Origin of the sequence: Pelomonas caseinilytica (assembly GCF_021353235.1) — a bacterium.
Taxonomy (GTDB): Bacteria; Pseudomonadota; Gammaproteobacteria; order Burkholderiales; family Burkholderiaceae_C; genus Pelomonas; species Pelomonas caseinilytica.
In genome coordinates, this window is sequence record NZ_JAJTWT010000009.1 from 1 (window position 1) to 15,964 (window position 15,964).

14 protein-coding genes, 1 tRNA gene and 3 pseudogenes are annotated in these 15,964 nt (G+C 61.7%); 2 read left to right on the forward strand and 16 right to left on the reverse strand.

All coding sequences use genetic code 11. The features are described 5' to 3' along the window. From LXT12_RS19325 to LXT12_RS19360, 8 genes and pseudogenes are all read right to left on the reverse strand, one after another. Positions 1–1,512 (reverse strand): condensation domain-containing protein (locus tag LXT12_RS19325; RefSeq protein WP_233393933.1); only part of this gene is annotated, 1,512 nt, incomplete at its 3' end. Between the two features lie 28 nt (positions 1,513–1,540). Next, entirely contained in the window at positions 1,541–1,771 is a 231-nt protein-coding gene (locus tag LXT12_RS19330; protein ID WP_233393934.1) for an acyl carrier protein, read from the reverse strand. 81 nt (positions 1,772–1,852) lie between these two features. Continuing rightward, complete coding sequence (locus LXT12_RS19335) at positions 1,853–3,541, reverse strand: fatty acyl-AMP ligase (RefSeq protein ID WP_233393935.1); 1,689 nt, start codon at positions 3,539–3,541, stop codon at positions 1,853–1,855. 133 nt (positions 3,542–3,674) lie between these two features. Then, entirely contained in the window at positions 3,675–4,397 is a 723-nt protein-coding gene (locus tag LXT12_RS19340) for a 4'-phosphopantetheinyl transferase family protein (RefSeq protein WP_233393936.1), read from the reverse strand. 759 nt (positions 4,398–5,156) lie between these two features. Then, positions 5,157–5,831 (reverse strand): annotated as a pseudogene (locus LXT12_RS19345) (IS3 family transposase); the annotation flags it as partial. Between the two features lie 30 nt (positions 5,832–5,861). Further along, on the reverse strand, positions 5,862–6,683 hold the full coding sequence (locus LXT12_RS19350; protein WP_233393937.1) for an IS3 family transposase: 822 nt from the start codon (positions 6,681–6,683) through the stop codon (positions 5,862–5,864). Next, positions 6,680–6,994, reverse strand: coding sequence for a DUF1153 domain-containing protein (locus tag LXT12_RS19355; RefSeq protein ID WP_183106904.1), 315 nt, complete (start codon positions 6,992–6,994; stop codon positions 6,680–6,682). The genes LXT12_RS19350 and LXT12_RS19355 overlap by 4 nt, the downstream gene beginning before the upstream one ends. A 1,154-nt stretch (positions 6,995–8,148) precedes the next feature. Beyond that, positions 8,149–8,442, reverse strand: a pseudogene (locus tag LXT12_RS19360) (IS3 family transposase); the annotation flags it as partial. Between the two features lie 70 nt (positions 8,443–8,512). Here LXT12_RS19360 and LXT12_RS19365 point away from each other — a divergent pair. Both LXT12_RS19365 and LXT12_RS27150 read left to right on the forward strand, forming a co-directional pair. After that, positions 8,513–8,877, forward strand: a pseudogene (locus LXT12_RS19365) (transposase); the annotation flags it as partial. Between the two features lie 56 nt (positions 8,878–8,933). Next, positions 8,934–9,131: a hypothetical protein gene (locus LXT12_RS27150; protein ID WP_419964785.1), complete on the forward strand. Its 198-nt coding sequence runs from the start codon at positions 8,934–8,936 to the stop codon at positions 9,129–9,131. Positions 9,132–9,176: 45 nt separating this feature from the next. Here the strand turns inward: LXT12_RS27150 and tnpC are convergent, their stop codons facing one another. The 8 genes from tnpC to LXT12_RS19405 all read right to left on the reverse strand — a co-directional run bounded on the left by tnpC (position 9,177) and on the right by LXT12_RS19405 (position 15,962). Then, a complete protein-coding gene (gene tnpC, locus LXT12_RS19370) occupies positions 9,177–10,835 on the reverse strand; it encodes an IS66 family transposase (protein WP_233393938.1) in 1,659 nt (552 codons plus the stop codon). Positions 10,836–10,919: 84 nt separating this feature from the next. Further along, complete coding sequence (gene tnpB / locus LXT12_RS19375) at positions 10,920–11,252, reverse strand: IS66 family insertion sequence element accessory protein TnpB (protein ID WP_233393939.1); 333 nt, start codon at positions 11,250–11,252, stop codon at positions 10,920–10,922. Beyond that, positions 11,249–11,650, reverse strand: a complete 402-nt coding sequence (gene tnpA, locus LXT12_RS19380; protein WP_233393940.1) for an IS66-like element accessory protein TnpA — start codon at positions 11,648–11,650, stop codon at positions 11,249–11,251. Before tnpA ends, tnpB begins: the two co-directional genes overlap by 4 nt. A 35-nt stretch (positions 11,651–11,685) precedes the next feature. Next, on the reverse strand, positions 11,686–12,084 hold the full coding sequence (locus LXT12_RS19385) for an Arm DNA-binding domain-containing protein (RefSeq protein WP_233393941.1): 399 nt from the start codon (positions 12,082–12,084) through the stop codon (positions 11,686–11,688). 172 nt (positions 12,085–12,256) lie between these two features. Beyond that, positions 12,257–12,332 (reverse strand) — tRNA-Phe (locus tag LXT12_RS19390). Positions 12,333–12,405: 73 nt separating this feature from the next. Beyond that, positions 12,406–13,113: a response regulator gene (locus LXT12_RS19395; RefSeq protein ID WP_233393942.1), complete on the reverse strand. Its 708-nt coding sequence runs from the start codon at positions 13,111–13,113 to the stop codon at positions 12,406–12,408. A 6-nt stretch (positions 13,114–13,119) separates the two neighbouring features. Then, positions 13,120–15,405 carry a sensor histidine kinase gene (locus LXT12_RS19400; RefSeq protein ID WP_233393943.1) on the reverse strand — a complete coding sequence of 762 codons (2,286 nt, stop codon included), beginning with the start codon at positions 15,403–15,405 and terminating at the stop codon, positions 13,120–13,122. Then, positions 15,402–15,962 carry a DUF4390 domain-containing protein gene (locus tag LXT12_RS19405; protein ID WP_233393944.1) on the reverse strand — a complete coding sequence of 187 codons (561 nt, stop codon included), beginning with the start codon at positions 15,960–15,962 and terminating at the stop codon, positions 15,402–15,404. Before LXT12_RS19405 ends, LXT12_RS19400 begins: the two co-directional genes overlap by 4 nt. Positions 15,963–15,964 lie beyond the last annotated feature (2 nt).

The window sequence follows — 15,964 nt, forward strand, 5'->3', positions numbered from 1 at the left end:
ATAGCTCAGGCTTTGCTCTTCATACACCAGCGCCGTGGCCTGCGGGCTGCGCTTAACCTGCGCCTCAAACAGCTCTTGAATCAGCGCCTGCTGCGGATACTCGGCCTGCGTCGCGTTGAAGCCGAACAGCACTTGCTCGCGCTCTCCCTCTCTCAACACACTCAACTCATCTAACGGCGCCTGATCATCCCCATCAATCATGAGCGTTAGGAAGCTAACAAAGGCATCAGCCAGCCGCTTGATGCCAACTAGCTCATGTCGACCGGCATCAAAACAAAAATCGCAACGCACCTCACCATCTATCTCCAACGTCTGGAGCGTCATTTCGAGGCCATGGGCACCCATACCTTGTGCGAATGGGAATGCAGAAGCCTTCACACCTCCCCATGCCAACTCGGGGCCACAAGAACCATCTATTTGCCACAGTTTGTGAAGACCGCCATCGTGACGCGCCTTCTGAAAGGCAAACATGACTTGAAATACAGGATGATGGACGCCTCTGGACAAACCCAATCGCTCTACCATGAGTGCGAAAGGATAGTCTTGGGCAGTCATACCGCGCAGCGCTGTGCGGCGAACTGCACGCATCACCTCATTAAGACGCTCCTTACCATCAAAAAAACTCCGCAGCGGAATAACATTAACAAAATCACCACAAACGGCATCCCATTCACCATCTCCGCGAGCGGGCATTGGGCAGCCAATAATCAAGTCACTCTGACCAGTAAATCGCCATAACGCCAACTTATATGCGAGTAAAAGACTAACGAATAATGAATTTCTTGACTTTCCAGAACTGATTGACAAGCCTTGCACCAGACTCCTAGGCAAGGTCAGGCTTAAAACTTGAGGGTTAGGCGCTAAAGCCTGCGCACGCTCAGCGAAGTGGAGGCGCAAAACCGGCAAAGATCCTTGCAGAGCATCTTGCCAATAAGCCAATTGCGACTGCGCCTCCGTTCCCTCAAGCCATTTCTTCTGCCGACTAACGTAATCGGCATAATTTAAAGTAGAAGCTTTTACCTCCTTCGCGCCCGTCACTTCAGCCCCCCACTCCGAAACGAGCATCCAGTATGACCAGCCGTCACTCACAAGATGATCCAGCGCTAGCAACAGAACTGTGGTGGTTTCACATTTAAAGACAGTGACCCTCAAAGGACTCCCTTCTGCTGAAAGGTCCAAAGGTTTCACCGCCTCTCCCGCAACCGCCTGCTCAAGCTGAACTTGATTTAAACCGCGCGCATCCACAACTTGCCAACAAACCCGCGCACTCTTTCCAAAACACTGCAACGGCTCACCGCTCTCGTCGGAAAATCGCGCACGCAGCATGGGATGACGCCGCACAACGGTCAACAACGCCGCATGCCAGCAAACCTCGTTGAATTCTCCATGCAGGCGTAAGGTGAAGATATTGTTATGCCGCCCCCGGCCCGCCGGATCCAAGCAATACTGGAACCAACGGCTGCGCTGCGCCTGAGACAGGGGAAACCATTGCACACGATCATCAGTGGACATATCTATACCTCGGGCAATGCCGCGTAACTCAGGAATTTCGCGAGCGCAAATGCGCAGCCAAATCTTCAACCGTCAAGCAATCAAACAGATCTTCGAGCTCAATGACAATGCCTAGACGGTCCTGAACGGCGCGAGCAAATCGCAAGCTCATTAGCGAGTCCATACCCAAGTCATCCAAGTGCGTTTGCGCTGTCACGACGGTAGATCTTGAATCCATATGGGCTGAAAGAATTTGAATCAGCGTATCCAAGTCATTCATGATTAACGAGCAATATCCAATACAAAACAGCGAAAGCACCGCTCCTTCACAGGAATTCCGCGCCCACCAGCCCGGACACCATTACGATTTACTTCGCAAAAGATAATCATCACGACACTGTGAGCGGCGAAGCTTTCCACTGGAGGTACGCGGCAGTTCACCCGGCCGCAGAAACACAACATCTGCCAAGGGCAGGCCATGTTCAACCTGAACAGCTCGTCGAATCATCGCCTTTTGATCTACCCAACTCTCCGTTTTTCGAAGAGCCATTCGGTCCAGCTCGGCAACTACAACCAGCTCCTCCTCACCCCCAGGAGCCGCCACCCCGATGGCAATTACGCCCCCTCGCCGTATAGGCGTGCAATACCGCTCGACCGTTTCTTCGATGTCATGAGGGAAATACTTGCGGCCATTAATAATGATAAGGTCCTTCAATCGACCACTCACAAATAGCTGGCCGCTCTCCAACCAACCCAAATCACCGGTGCGCAAAAAATTCCGGCCAGGAAATTGCGTCAGCTGAGCATGAAAAGTACGCTCAGTCTGGGGCTCGTTCTGCCAATAACCTCTGGCGACGCTATGCCCGGCGACCCAAATTTCGCCCACCTGTCCATCTGGCAAAAGCCGCCGCGAATCCGGATCTACAACACACACCAGCAGCCCAGGCGTTGCATGACCACACCCAACAATATCAACTTCTTCGCGCTTAGTTACCACCGGCATCTGCCTCGCGGGGCCACCCGTGATTAGCAGCGTTGCCTCTGCCATACCGTAACATGGGAAAAAAGCGCGTGAATCAAACCCGACACTTGCAAATTTCTCACTGAAGTTGCGGACAGTAGATGCTCGGATAGGCTCAGCCCCGCAAAAGGCCACCATCCATGAACTCAAATCAAGTCCTCTCATAGACTCCGGTCGAACTTCACGAGTAGCAAGTTCGTACATGAAATTGGGGCCGCCGCTGATTGTGATGCCGTATCGAGAGATTAATTCAAGCCAACGCTCAGGATACTGAACCAATTCCGCAGGGCGCAAAAAGCTGGCTGAGCAACCCGCAAAGAGAGATTGCAACACCCCGCCCACCAACCCCATGTCATGAAATAGAGGCAACCCGACCAATACCGCGGACGTTGGCTTAACGCCCATGGCAAGCCGAATGCGCTCGCTGTTATCAATGAGGTTAAAATGGCTCACAGCCACCCCTTTAGGAGCGCCCGTCGAACCAGAGGTGTACTGAAGAAAAGCAATGTCTTGTGGTTTCGCGCTTCGAGCATTTAAAGCGCTAGCCCCAACATCCAAACGCAAGGTGCGAAGATCAATCGCATGCCAAGCGCGATCTCGGGCTCGAAAATCAGTCTGCGCAATCTCATCAAAATCGCACAGTATTCCCACAGCTGAGGAATCCGCGGCCAAGAGTTCCAACCGCTGATGCAACATCTGGCGGCGCGGCGGTGCAGTTGGAACTGCGACAACGCCTGCGAGCAGGCAAGCGTGGAATGCGACTACAAAATTGAATTCACTTTTGCATACCAACAAGACTCGCTGAGCTTCCCACCCACGCTCGACCAGAATACTGGCGAGTTTATTACATTGTTCATGCAACTCTAAAAATGTTAGGGTTTTCGGAATTGATTGGCCGTTAAAAAAACGATAAGCCAAGCCCATCGGTTCATTCTGAGCACGAAACTTAAGCAACTCTGGAAAAAGGCGCCGATTCTGAACCCTATCGACACCATCCTCATTTCCATCGTCTTCACCAAACTCTGACATGGCGACACCGCTTTATTTTAGTACACAAGTGCCACAAATTCATGCGCAGCACTTGATATACCCAACATAGCAAGAATAGGTATGCTTTGAGAAAACCTGCCAATCGCAAATCAAGGCCTGACCCACAAACATACTACCAAATACAAACAGAAAATAATATATTAAAATCAAGAAAACCGAAATTGATAGTGCAAATCGCGCCCGCAATAAGATTCTTCGCCAACGACTCTTGCAACTGAAGAATTAGCTGGCCACCCGCAAAATCAATGCCAGTGACGCGCACTGAAGAAAAGTCAAAATAGCGTCCCACGCTAGAAAAAGCCGCTTTAAAGAAAGCCTCCTTGGCCGAAAAGACGAGCAAAACTAAGGTTGAGATTGGGAGGGCAGCCCTTATTGTCTGCAGATAACTTAGTTCCAGATGATCGACTACTACGTCGATAAGCCCTTGCAAAGAAGTCTCCGAGACATTTTCTATATCGATCCCCACTGCATTCCAACGCCCTTTCCGCAATACCAATGCAGCAGCATGACCTGCGCTATGCGTGATGCTTCCCACAAAGTCGTCGGGCCACAAGGGTTGTCGGTGAGAACCGATTGAAACATCCAACTGCTCACTGCCTAAATTCTCAAGCGCACGTTTAGCAGCCAACCGTCCAAAAAAGAACTCAGCTTGACGCTTGACCACACTGCGCCCGACCTCCAAAGGCAGGTGAATATCACCAACTTCAAATGCGATGGGATTAAACTTCTCCAAATCGTATCGAATCAGATATGCGTCAACGATGCCGCCGTCCGGAGCGGGCAATAGCCATCGCCTCGCATCAGTCAAGCCCGGGATTCTTTTTCGATCAACCATGTTTTTTACACAATTTCGGTGCAAATTCACGTTGCAGAGTACCCGCCACGGAGCTGAGTCTGGATTTTTCGCAGCGTATGAGTTGCGCCTGTCAAAGCGATGGACCACCAAAGGCTAGCCGTCGCGATCAGCTGAGCAGGGCGGCGGAGTTGGATGCGTTGTCAAGGCAATTCAACGCGTCAGATGTCGCCGCTATCACCGCCCGAGCTGCGTTGCGGTCCGACAGTTCACAAACACCCGCGTAGGCAAACCCACACGACAGAGAACGCGGGAACTTGCGGTGCAACACGACGCTAGTCTTCTGAGGCGGACCACCGTTCAAGGAGAACAGCTCCACACCAACACAGCTAATTGGGCGAGAAAAGTCGGACCTCAGAAATCGCCAACTGTCATGCGGAAGAATGAATGCTGGAGAGCGCCCTCGGCAAAATAGCTGCCGTCGGGCTAAACTCATGACGAAGCGGTCCCGAACTTGTAACGAAGCAGTCTGGCGACGCCACCGGGGCCCTAACCTAAGTGTTCGAGGCTGTGAGCAACAGGACCTGTGATCGAATCGCCTTATCTGCACTGCCGGCGGTGCGGTCCAGACTTAAGATCGCACGCGAGCAATTGCCATTAGCGGCCGGCATGGGCGCTTTGCTGCCTCTTCGCCCCTGCCTGGAGCGCTATTCCCTCCCTGATCTGAGCATAACTCATGCTTTCGAGCGCGCTGAACCGCCCCGGGTTTGAACTGACCCCCAGAAGTTGGACGGTCGGACGCTAGGCGTTCATGCCCAGCAGCCGGTACTGCACCGGGCTCAACCCGTTGAGCTTGAGCTTGATGCGCTGATGGTTGTAGTAGCGAATGTAGCGGCGCAAGCCTGACTTCAGGTCTGCGACGCCAATGAACTTGTTGAGGTAGAAGAACTCTGACTTGAGGGTGCCGAAGAAGCTCTCCATGGCCGCGTTGTCCAGGCAATTGCCCTTTCGAGACATGCTTTGCGTCAGCCCGTGTGCGCTGAGTTGTTTGCGGTACGCGGGCATCTGATAGTGCCAGCCCTGATCGGAGTGAATAAGCGGTGCTGCTCTGCAGCCCTGCAGCTTCGAGAGCGCCTTCTTGAGCATGTTCCCAACAAGAGAGTACAGGGGCCTCTCCTGCATCTCGAAGGTCACGATTTCTCCGTTGTAGAGATCCATGACAGGCGACAGGTAGAGCTTGGCGCCGCGGACGTTAAATTCGGTCACGTCGGTCACCCACTTCTCATTCGGCCGTGCTGCGCTGAACTGGCGATCGAGCAAGTTCGGCGATGGGGCCAGCTCGCCCTGGTAGGAGCGATATCGCTTCGGCCGAACCAGTGACTTCAGGCCGAGGCTGTTCATCAGCCGCTGCACGGTCTTGTGATTCACCGCCTGGCCTCCCTGACGCAACTCGTGAGTGATGCGCCGATAGCCGTAGCTGTATTGACCCAGCAGAACCTGCACAGGTCAGGCCGCTAATGCGAATGCCTCAGCGGGGGTCTTCATGTTCAGCGCCTGGTGTGGGCGCTGGTGGTTGTAGAAGTGAATCCAGTCGCCGATCAGGCGACTGGCGTGTTGCAGCGACTCGAAGCGGTGGCGGTGCACGCACTGCTCCTTGAGCGTGCGGATCACCCGCTCAACCAATCCGTTCTGCTCCGGGTTGTGCGGCGTGATGAACTCCTGCTGCATCCCATAGCTCCTGACCAGCGCTGTGAAGCTGCGGCTGGTGAAGACCAGGCCGTTGTCCGAGCGCAGCAGGAACGGCGCCGGCACTCGGCCCAGCGTGCCGAACCGCGCGATCAGCGCCTGCTCCAGTGCCGACTCGGCCGTCTTGGATCGACCGCTGCGCGACAGGTGCCAGCCCAGCAGCTCACGGCTGTGGCAGTCGATCACCAGCGCCAGCGTCGTCCAGCCGTCACGCCCCGCCCAGACCCGGCACATGTCCGTCGCCCAGCGCTCATTGGGCGCCTTGGCCACCGACGGCAGCGACTGGATCCTCGGCCTGAAGCCCACGGGCCGCTTGCGCACCTGCCAGCCCTTGAGCTGGAAGATGCGCTGCACCGTGTTCTTGTTGAACCCCAACAGGTGCGCCACCGTCCGGTAACCGAACGACGGGTTCTCTTCGATCATGGCCTTGATGGGCGTGACGAAGCGCTCCTGCAGCGACGGGCTGGCTTTGACGGGCCGGTAGTACACCGTGCGCCTGGGCACCTCAAACCACTTGCACAGTTTGCTGATCGAGACGGTGATGCCGTCGGCTTGCAGTCCCTGGCGGATCGTCTCGATCACTTCTCGTCCTCGCCCAGCAGGGACTGCAATTTTTTTCTGGCGCGCAGCTCCAGCATCGCCTCGCCGTACGCCTCCTGCAGCTCCTTGAGCTGGCGCTCGTACTGCTCGCGCACATCCTGCGGGTTGGCCTTCAGGGCGTTCTCCATGCCCCGGCGGCCGTCTTCCATCCAGCTCTCGATCTCCGATGGCGGCAGGTCATATGTCCTGCTTGCCTCCGACACGCTGGTCTTGCCCTGGATGATCTCCAGCACCAACGCCGTCTTGCGCTTGGCCGTCCAGCGCTTGATCTCTTCGTCCATCAACGTACTCACGGTGTCTTCCTTTCGACGGTAACACCTGAGCAGGCTTTCACTGGGTCAATACAGCCCGCTATAAACTAATCAACTCAGTTTATGACCATGGCTGTGAGCAAGCTGGAGTGCTTGGCAAAGCATCACGTCCAAACTCGCGCAGCCTACTTCGGAAGTCGCCATTGCATACGCCACAGTGCTGATGCCAGCCAGCGAAGGCTCGCAACCTCACAACGGCATCCACTCGCCGAATCAAAAGCTGAAGGTGCTGGCTATCCCGGTTAGCCAATAGTCTCCGCAAGGCGGAATACGGTTAGCGCATGCGCGATCCGATCTAAGCATTCTTCTCGGCCGAGTACCGCCATCACCGGGGCCAAAGGCAGGCGGTTCGCGCTACGCAAGACAATGATACCGAGCAACTCCGGCACAGCAATAGCGGCGCCAGGCGATGGCACTAGTGCTGCGCAAGACTCAACGAGGATTTCGGCATCCCACGAATCCAGGCATCCGAGATGTTTTGCGATATGGTCTTTAACGTCTTGGACGTTTGAGCCTCTTAATCCCGCACATCGCAGCCGTGACAACATTGTTCCGTCATCGAGGAAGAGTGCCATCACAGCTGCGACCGAAGGTGCGCCTGACGCATAGCATCCCTCCGTGAGCGTCAACAATTGAACAAAAACGTCACCATGTAAGTAGCTCCACGTTTCGGCGATATGCGCTCTAACTCGATCCTTCTGCGATAACATAGCAACTTTCGTCATTGTTCCTTCTAAGTGTTAGCACCGCTCGGCCCCGCCTCACACATCACGACATCCAGACCGGTTGGCGAGCGACTGCTACGCTGGCTCGATTCCGTAACACGCGACATAGCGCGGCCGGCGCTCAAGATTGGCAGCATAGCGGGACTGAGGGGCAAAAGGTCTACAGGGATAATCTGTCTTCGTGGTCGCCGAGGGCAGCGATTACCGGCCACGCTCCGTACCGCCCTTCGCGGCTGCGCTCGGCCTGCTCAAACAACACTGAAACGGGCCAATCCGGTTACGCGATCTTCCGGTTCCAAACCTCCACGGTTGTCGGCGACTGGCGTGGCCGTCCGCATACAAAGCCGCAGCCGGCGCGAGACTGAACCGCCCCGGGTTTGAACTGACCCCCAGAAGTTGGACGGTCGGACGCTAGGCGTTCATGCCCAGCAGCCGGTACTGCACCGGGCTCAACCCGTTGAGCTTGAGCTTGATGCGCTGATGGTTGTAGTAGCGAATGTAGCGGCGCAAGCCTGACTTCAGGTCTGCGACGCCAATGAACTTGTTGAGGTAGAAGAACTCTGACTTGAGGGTGCCGAAGAAGCTCTCCATGGCCGCGTTGTCCAGGCAATTGCCCTTTCGAGACATGCTTTGCGTCAGCCCGTGTGCGCTGAGTTGTTTGCGGTACGCGGGCATCTGATAGTGCCAGCCCTGATCGGAGTGAATATGCGCTGCCCCCTGAGATTCGCAGCAGGTAGTTCTAGAGTCCGATCAACCCGAGACGGAGATCGGACCGATGAAGAAGCGATACACCGAGGAACAGATCATTGGATTCCTGCGTGAGGCCGATGCTGGCCTGCCGGTCAAGGAGCTGTGCAGGAAGCATGGCTTCAGCGAGCCGAGCTACTACGCTTGGAAGGCCAAGTTCGGCGGCATGAACGTGTCGGACGCGCAGCGGCTGAAGACGCTGGAGGCCGAGAACACGAAGCTCAAGAAGCTGCTGGCCAACTCGATGCTCGAGATCGACGCGATGCGCGAGGTGCTCAAGGGAAAGTGATGGCCGTGGCGGCGCGGCGCGAGGTCGTGCGGCAGTTGCAGGACAAAGGCTTGAGCGAACGCCGAGCCCTCAAGCTGGTGGGCATGAGCGCCAGCACCCTGCGCTAGGCGACCTGCACCAGCCGCTGCATGCTGGCTTCAAAGGGGACAAAGGCGGCAACCTGTATCAGGTTCAGGCCTTCGGTCGCGGCTACAACCTTCATTCGCTGTGGGACGGTGGGCTCATACGCAATCGCGCGGGCGGCCTGGACGCGCTACGCGAGGTTGCGGCCAAGCAGGGACACCATCTCCCGTTCACCGAGCCACGGAAAGACGTGCAATTCCAAGTGGCGGATCACCTTCTCGGCATAGGAGGCTGACCACTGTGAGCGTCTGGCCGAGCCACCTTGACGGCGGCCAGTTGCTCAAGTCAGCGGTGAAGTCCAGCGGTGAGGCAGGAGCTCCTCGAGTCGGCTGTAGGGCAGCGTCGGCAGTCGCTCCAACACGTCGCGCAGGTAGGCCCAGGGGTCGTGCCCGTTCAGCCGCGCCGACTGCACCAGGCTCATGATGATGGCGGCCCTCTGGCCGGCGAGCTCGCTGCCCACGAACTGCCATGCTTTGCGTCCCATCGCCCAGGGCTTGATCTGCCGCTCCAGGTGGTTGTTGTCGATGGCCACAGCCCCGTCCTCCAGGTGCCGCGTCAGCGCCACCCAGTGCCCCAGCGTGTAGTCGATCGCCTTGGCCGCGGCGCCGCCATCGGGGACGAGCCGTCGCTCCAGGCTGAGCCATTGCTGCAGTTCCTCCCACAGCGGCTTGGCCAGCCGCTGCCGCTGCGCTCTGCGTTCGTCATCCCTGAGGCCCTTGAGCTCGCCCTCGACTTCGTAGATGCGCGCGAACCGCCGCAGCGCGTCCAGTCCGATGGGACTCGTGCCGTCGTGCGTGAGCTCGTCGAAGTTCCGGCGTGCATGCGCTGCGCAGGCAGCGCTGATGCGGCCGGGGTAATGCTGCGGGTCGGCCACGGTGTCGTACGCCCCGTAGCGATCGGTGAGCAACGTCCCGGTCCATCGTCGCAGGCCAAGTCTGTCGTCGCCGTTGAGGAACGCCACGGGGTACTGCGTCCCGCGCCCCCGGCAGAAGTCGTAAATGACGCCTGGCACCGCATCGTGCCAACTTCGCGCGTAGGCCCACATGTAGGCCCGGCGGGTCTTGCCTGCGCCAGGGTCCAGTAGGGCCACCGGCGTCTCGTCAGCGTGCAGCACGGCGCACGCGAGGACGAAGTGCTTGTGCAGGTCGTACAGCGGCTCCAGCGCCGCGCCGACCTGGCCCGTGCCGGCCGCCAAGGTCGAGCGTGGGGTGTGCACACGCGAGCGGGCGTTGATGCTCTCCTGCCGGTAGTACGGCAGGTGATCCACGAAGCGGCTGATCGCCGTGTGCGCAAGGAACCCGCTGGCGGCGATGCCGCCCTCGACGATCTCCGGCACGCTCGGGGCCTGCTTGAGCACCTGGCAGTGCCGGCAGGCCCACTTGCCGTAGATGTGGCGGTGCACGAAGAACTCGGCCGGCACGATGTCCAGCCGCTCGGTGACGTCCTCACCGATGCGCTTCATGGGGCGCCCGCAACCGGGCTCCTGGCAGTCGGTGCTGTCGGGCTCATGGCGGTGCTCCACGCGGCGCAGGTGCTCGGGCAATGCATTGCGGCGGGGCTTGCGCGGCGGGGCCTTGGGCTTCGTTCCGGCCGCCGCTGCAGCGGCCTCGGCCTCACGGCGCAGGCGCTCGAGTTGGGCTTGCAGCGCGGCCTCGTCCTCGGCCAGCGTCTCTTCGAACAGGCGACGCTGGTCGGCGTTCATCGCTTCGGACTTCACCCCGTACGTCCAGCGCTTCAGGCGCGCGAGCTCGAACTGGATCTTCTCGATCTTGGCTTCGCGCAGCGCGATCTCGCGGTCCTTGCGCAGCAATTGCGCGTCACGCTCGGCGAGCTGCTGCGCCTGGTCCTGCACCTGCTGCTGCAGTTGGGCAATCAGCGCGGCGACCTCGGGCGAGAGGCCCTGAGGATCAGTGGAGGGAAGACCACGCATGCCGAGCATGCGTGGCATCGTGCCAGAGCTGACCAACAAGGCCCATGAGCACATGCACTGTCAACCGATTCAGGGTCGGCATGCCGGCCGCGCTCAGGCTCGCGTGATGCTGCTGAGCTCGGGCAGGCGCTGCCACGGCAGGCCCAGCACCAGGGCGTCGAATTGAGCGGCGGTGAGCGCCAGGGATGGCGTGGAACCCGCTGCCCAGACGAAGCGACCGACGTTCAGCCGACGGGCGGCGCACCACACGCCGAAGCCGTCGTGCACGAGCAGCTTGATGCGCGTGCCGCGGGCGTTCGCGAAGAGGTAGCCGTGATGGGCCTGGGCGACACCGAACACCTGCACGACGCGGGCGAGCAGCCGCTCGGTACCGGCGCGCATGTCGATGGGCTCGGCCGACAGCCACATGGCGTCGATACGGATCATCGAAGCAGCTCGCGCATCCACGCCGCGCACTCGCTGGCCGCAGTAGCCGGCCACGTCACCGTGACGGCTGTCGCGCCGCGCTGCAGCTCGATGCGGATGTCGGCCGTCGGTGGTGGCGTCGGCGCCGCAGGCGCGGGCAGCGCCAGCGGCACGAACACGGACTTCACAGACGGAGCTTCTACGTTGCGCACGCTCTTGCCGGGCGCACCCGGGGGTATCTTCATCTCCACCTCCCGCACCCAGCGGCGCAGCAAGTTGGCGTTGATGCCATGAGCCATCGCCACGGCGGCCATCGACACCCCGGGCTGCATGCAGGCCGCAACGGCATTGGCCTTGAATTCGTCGCTGTGCAGACGGCGGCGACGCCGGGTGCCAACGGGCTGATCAGGCAAGGTCATACGTGTCCACCAAAGTTGAGGTGGACACGAGGCTCCTATGCGCCTACCCGGTCTTCAAGATGGTCGGACTGGACGCTCACTGACCACTTACGGTCCTTCCATGCCTGCGAGTGCCAGGCGCGAGCGGTCCGCTCAAACGTGCTGAGGTGGGCGACACGTTGCCGCTCGTGCTCTTCACGGCGCGCAACCCGAGGATCTGTGCCGCCGGCCAGCTTCTCTGCCTCTTCCCGAGACTTCTTCCGGGCCGCGGCCAGCGACAGTGCGGGGTAGTGCCCCAGGCTCAGTTTGGCCTCCTTGCCACCGCGCTTGTAGCGGTAGACCCACACCTTGGCGGTGGGCCGTACACGAAGGTACAGCCCCTCACCATCGGCGAGGAGGTATTCGGTAGCGCGCGGCTGTGCCGCCTTGATCTGGAGCTCGTTCAGTTGGCCCATGGTGTACCCAAAATCGACTGCGGTTGAGAGGCAGTCTGGGGTACACCAACGGGTACACGCAACGACGAGATTTCCGGGGATTTCCCGGGACTTCCTGAGCCGCCTCTTTCTGGCTAACCCTTTGATGCGTAAAGGGTTTTGAGCTTTTCAGGGTCCACGCGGGACAGCTAGATGGTGGCCAAGGGCGGAATCGAACCACCGACACGCGGATTTTCAATCCGCTGCTCTACCAACTGAGCTACTTGGCCATGTTCTGCTCACTTGAGCGGCTTGGGGCCGCCCAGCGAAGTCCGCGACTGTAGCACAAGCCGCGGGGCCTCGTCAGCCCCCGGCGCCGCGCTTGTTGCGGCTCAGGTCGACTCCGAGCTGCTTGAGCTTGCGGTAGAGGTGGGTGCGCTCCAGGCCGGTCTTCTCGGCCACGCGGGTCATGGAGCCGTTCTCCTTGGCGAGGTGGAACTCGAAGTAGCTCTTCTCGAAGGCGTCGCGCGCCTCGCGCAGCGGGCGGTCGAGCTCGAAGCTCTGCTCGGAGGCCAGCACGTTGCTGTTGCCGGCCGGCAGATGGCTCGTCAGGCTGGCGGCGTGGACGGGCGCGGCGGGCAGCACGCCCGGCTCGGGCCGCACGTAGCTGGACAGGCCGGGGGCCGCCGGCGCGGGGCGCGGCGGCGCGGTCTTGACCAGGGCCTGCTCGACGGCGCGCAGCAGCTTCTGCAGCGTGATGGGCTTTTCGAGGAAGGCGATGGCGCCGAACTTGGTGGCCTCGACCGCCGTGTCGATGGTGCCGTGGCCGCTCATCATGATGACGGGCATGGTGAGCAGGCCGGCGCCGCCCCATTCCTTCAGCAGGGTGACGCCGTCGACGTCGGGCATCCAGATGTCGAGCAGCACCAGGTCGGGCCGCATGCGGTCGCGCACCGCCCGCGCCTGGGTGGCGTTCTCCGCTAGCTCGATGGTGTGCCCCTCGTCGCTGAGGATTTCGGACAGCAGGGCGCGAATGCCCAGCTCGTCGTCGACAACAAGAATGGTGGCCATGAATCCTTAGGTCTTGGCGCCGGCCGCACCGGGCTCGGTGGCTGGCGCCAGGTTGGAAAATGATAGCGAAACTTGTGCGCCGATCACGGCGGCCTCGGGCCCGCTGTCAGGGGGAGAACCCGCATCGGAAGCGGGATGGAGGTTGCGCAGCGCGATGCGGGCGCCGTGCTCGTCGGCGATCTTCTTGACCACGGCAAGGCCGAGGCCCGTGCCCTTGGTCTTGGTCGTCACGTAGGGTTCGAAGGCGCGCTTGAGCACTTTCTCGGCGAAGCCGGGGCCGTTGTCGACGATGTGCAAGCGCACGGCGCGCGGCGCGCCGGTCTCGCTCAGCGCGAGCGAAGAGCGCACGACGACGTGGCCGTCGGGGCGGTCGTGCACGGCGTCGAGGGCGTTCTGCACGAGGTTGTGGATGACCTGGCGCAGCTGGCTGGCATCGCCCTTGATGCAGGGCAGCTGCGGCGCCAGCTCGGCCGCCAGGCGGCCCCGGTCCTGGGGCTCGGCGTAGAGGCTGAGCACCTCGTGGACGAGGGCGTTGAGGTCCAGGGGCTTGAGTTGCGCCGAGGGCAGCCGCGCGTAGTCGCGGAACTCGTTGACCAGCTGCTTCATCGCCTGCACCTGGTTGACGATGGTGGCGACGGAGCGCACGAGCATGGCCTGGTCGGTCCCTTCGAGCTTGGCCTCCAGCTTGTGCTGCAGCCGCTCGGCCGAGAGCTGGATGGGCGTGAGCGGGTTCTTGATCTCGTGGGCCAGGCGGCGCGCGACCTCGCTCCAGGCCGCCGAGCGCTGGGCGGAGACCACCTCGGAGATGTCGTCGAAGACGACGAGGCGGGCGCCCTGCGGCAGCGGCGCGCCGCGCACGAGCAGGGTCAGCGGGTCGTGGCGGGGGTCGAGCTGCAGCTCGAAGGACTCCTGCCAGAGCTCGCGGTCCATGCCGCGCTCGCCCTCGTTGCCGGCGCTCTGGTCGAAGCGCTGGTCCAGCGCGGCGGAGAAGTCGGCCAGACCCGGCACCTCGGCCAGCGGCTGGCCGACGTAGGCCGACAACGGCAGGCGCAGCACGCGCGTGGCGCCGGGGTTGACCGTCTCGAGCCGGCCGTCGGCATCGAAGACGAGGACGCCGGCGGTGAGGTTGTCGAGGATGGTCTGGAGGTGGGTGCGGGCGGCGTCGAGCTCGGCCACGGTGCGCGACACCTGGGCGCGTGCGTCGGCCAGCTGGCCCGTCATGTCGGCGAAGGAGCGCGTCAGGCCGCCGAGTTCGTCGCGCGTGGCGAGCACGGGGCGCACCGAGAGGTCGCCCTGGGCCACCTGCCTCACGCCGTCGGCCAGCAGCAGCAGCGGCCGCGCGAGCTGGTTGCCCAGGGTCACCGCCAGCAGCAGGGCGCCGAACACGGCCAGGATGAGCACCAGGGTCAGCGTGCCGAGGTACATGCGCCGCAGGCCGACCCGCTCCAGCGAGCGCTGCTGGTATTCGTTGTTGGCGGCCTGCACGGCCAGGGCGTTGGACAGCATGGCCGCCGGAATGCGCTGGATGACCATCAGGTAGCGCTCTCCCAGGCCCAGGCGCAGCTCGGTGTTGGGCAGCAGGGCCAGGGCGCGGATCTGGGCGCCGCCCTGCAGGGCCTCGGCCTCGTCCTCCAGGCCTTCGAGCTGGCTGGCCGGCGCGCCGCCGCGGGCGCGGATCAGCATGCTGTCGCTGGGGCGGTCGGGCGTGAGCTGCCGGGTGTCGCCGCCGCTCTCGACGAGGATCTGGCCCTTGCCGCTGACGATGGCGACGGTGCGCGCGCCGAGCTTGTCGCGCACGCGCTCCAGCGCGAGCAGCTCCGGCGCGCTACTGTCGGCGAACTGGTCGGCGGCGTCGCGGGTGCGGGTGCCGAGGTCGGCCACCATGGCGTCGAGCGTGCCGCGGCCGAGGTTGAGGCCGGCCTCCAGCGCGCTGGCCAGGCGCACGTCGAACCAGCTCTCGATGCTGCGGTTCACGAACTGGTAGGAGACGGCGTAGATCATCAGCCCCGGCACCACGCCGACCAGCGCGAAGATGCCGGCCAGCTTGAACAGCAGCCGGCTGCCGAAGCGCCCGCGCCGCACGCGCACGACCAGGCGCACCGCGGCCACGAGGATGACCAGGGTCAGCACCGCTGCGACGGCCACATTGACCCAGAACAGCCACTCGTAGTGGCGCTCGAAGAAGCGGCGTTCCGACGTCGTGCCGACGATCAGCACGAAGGCCAGCACGCCGGCCACGCCGGTGAGAGTCACCAGGGTGATGACCCAGCCCCAGCGCGCCGTCTTCGTCATTTGAGGCTGAAGTCGGCCGCGAAGTTGCGCTTCTGCTCGACGCCGAGCGCGAAGCCGGTCTGCGGGCCGATCTGCATGGGCCGGGGCAGCTGGGTGACGTCGAGCCTGTAGCTGAACTCGAGGTAGTAGCCGCCGCCGTCCTCGAGGTCCTTGGCTTCGGCGATGCGCCAGCCGCTGACGCCGCGCAGAGAGGCGAGGGCCTCCTCCAGCGTCGCGAAGCTCTGGTGCAGCCCGCCGTTGGAGACCCGGTACTGGCGCCACAGCGGCTGCCACGACAGGCGCCAGACGCGCTCGACGCGGCCGATGCGGGCGTCGCGCCAGTACCAGCGGCTGCGCAGCACGGCCGCCTCGGCCACGAAGTACAGGGGCACGCCCTTGTGCAGCGCGTCCTCCGCGGCGCGGCTGAGCTCGAAGCGGGTCGTGAAGCTGAGGTCGAGCCCGTCTTCGGAGCGCTGCGTCGACAGCTGCACGAGCTCGACGCCGTCGGCCCGCGCGGCGCCCGGCAACAGGGCGAGCAGCACGGCGAGGAAGCTGGCGATGGCGAGGCGGGCGAACAACA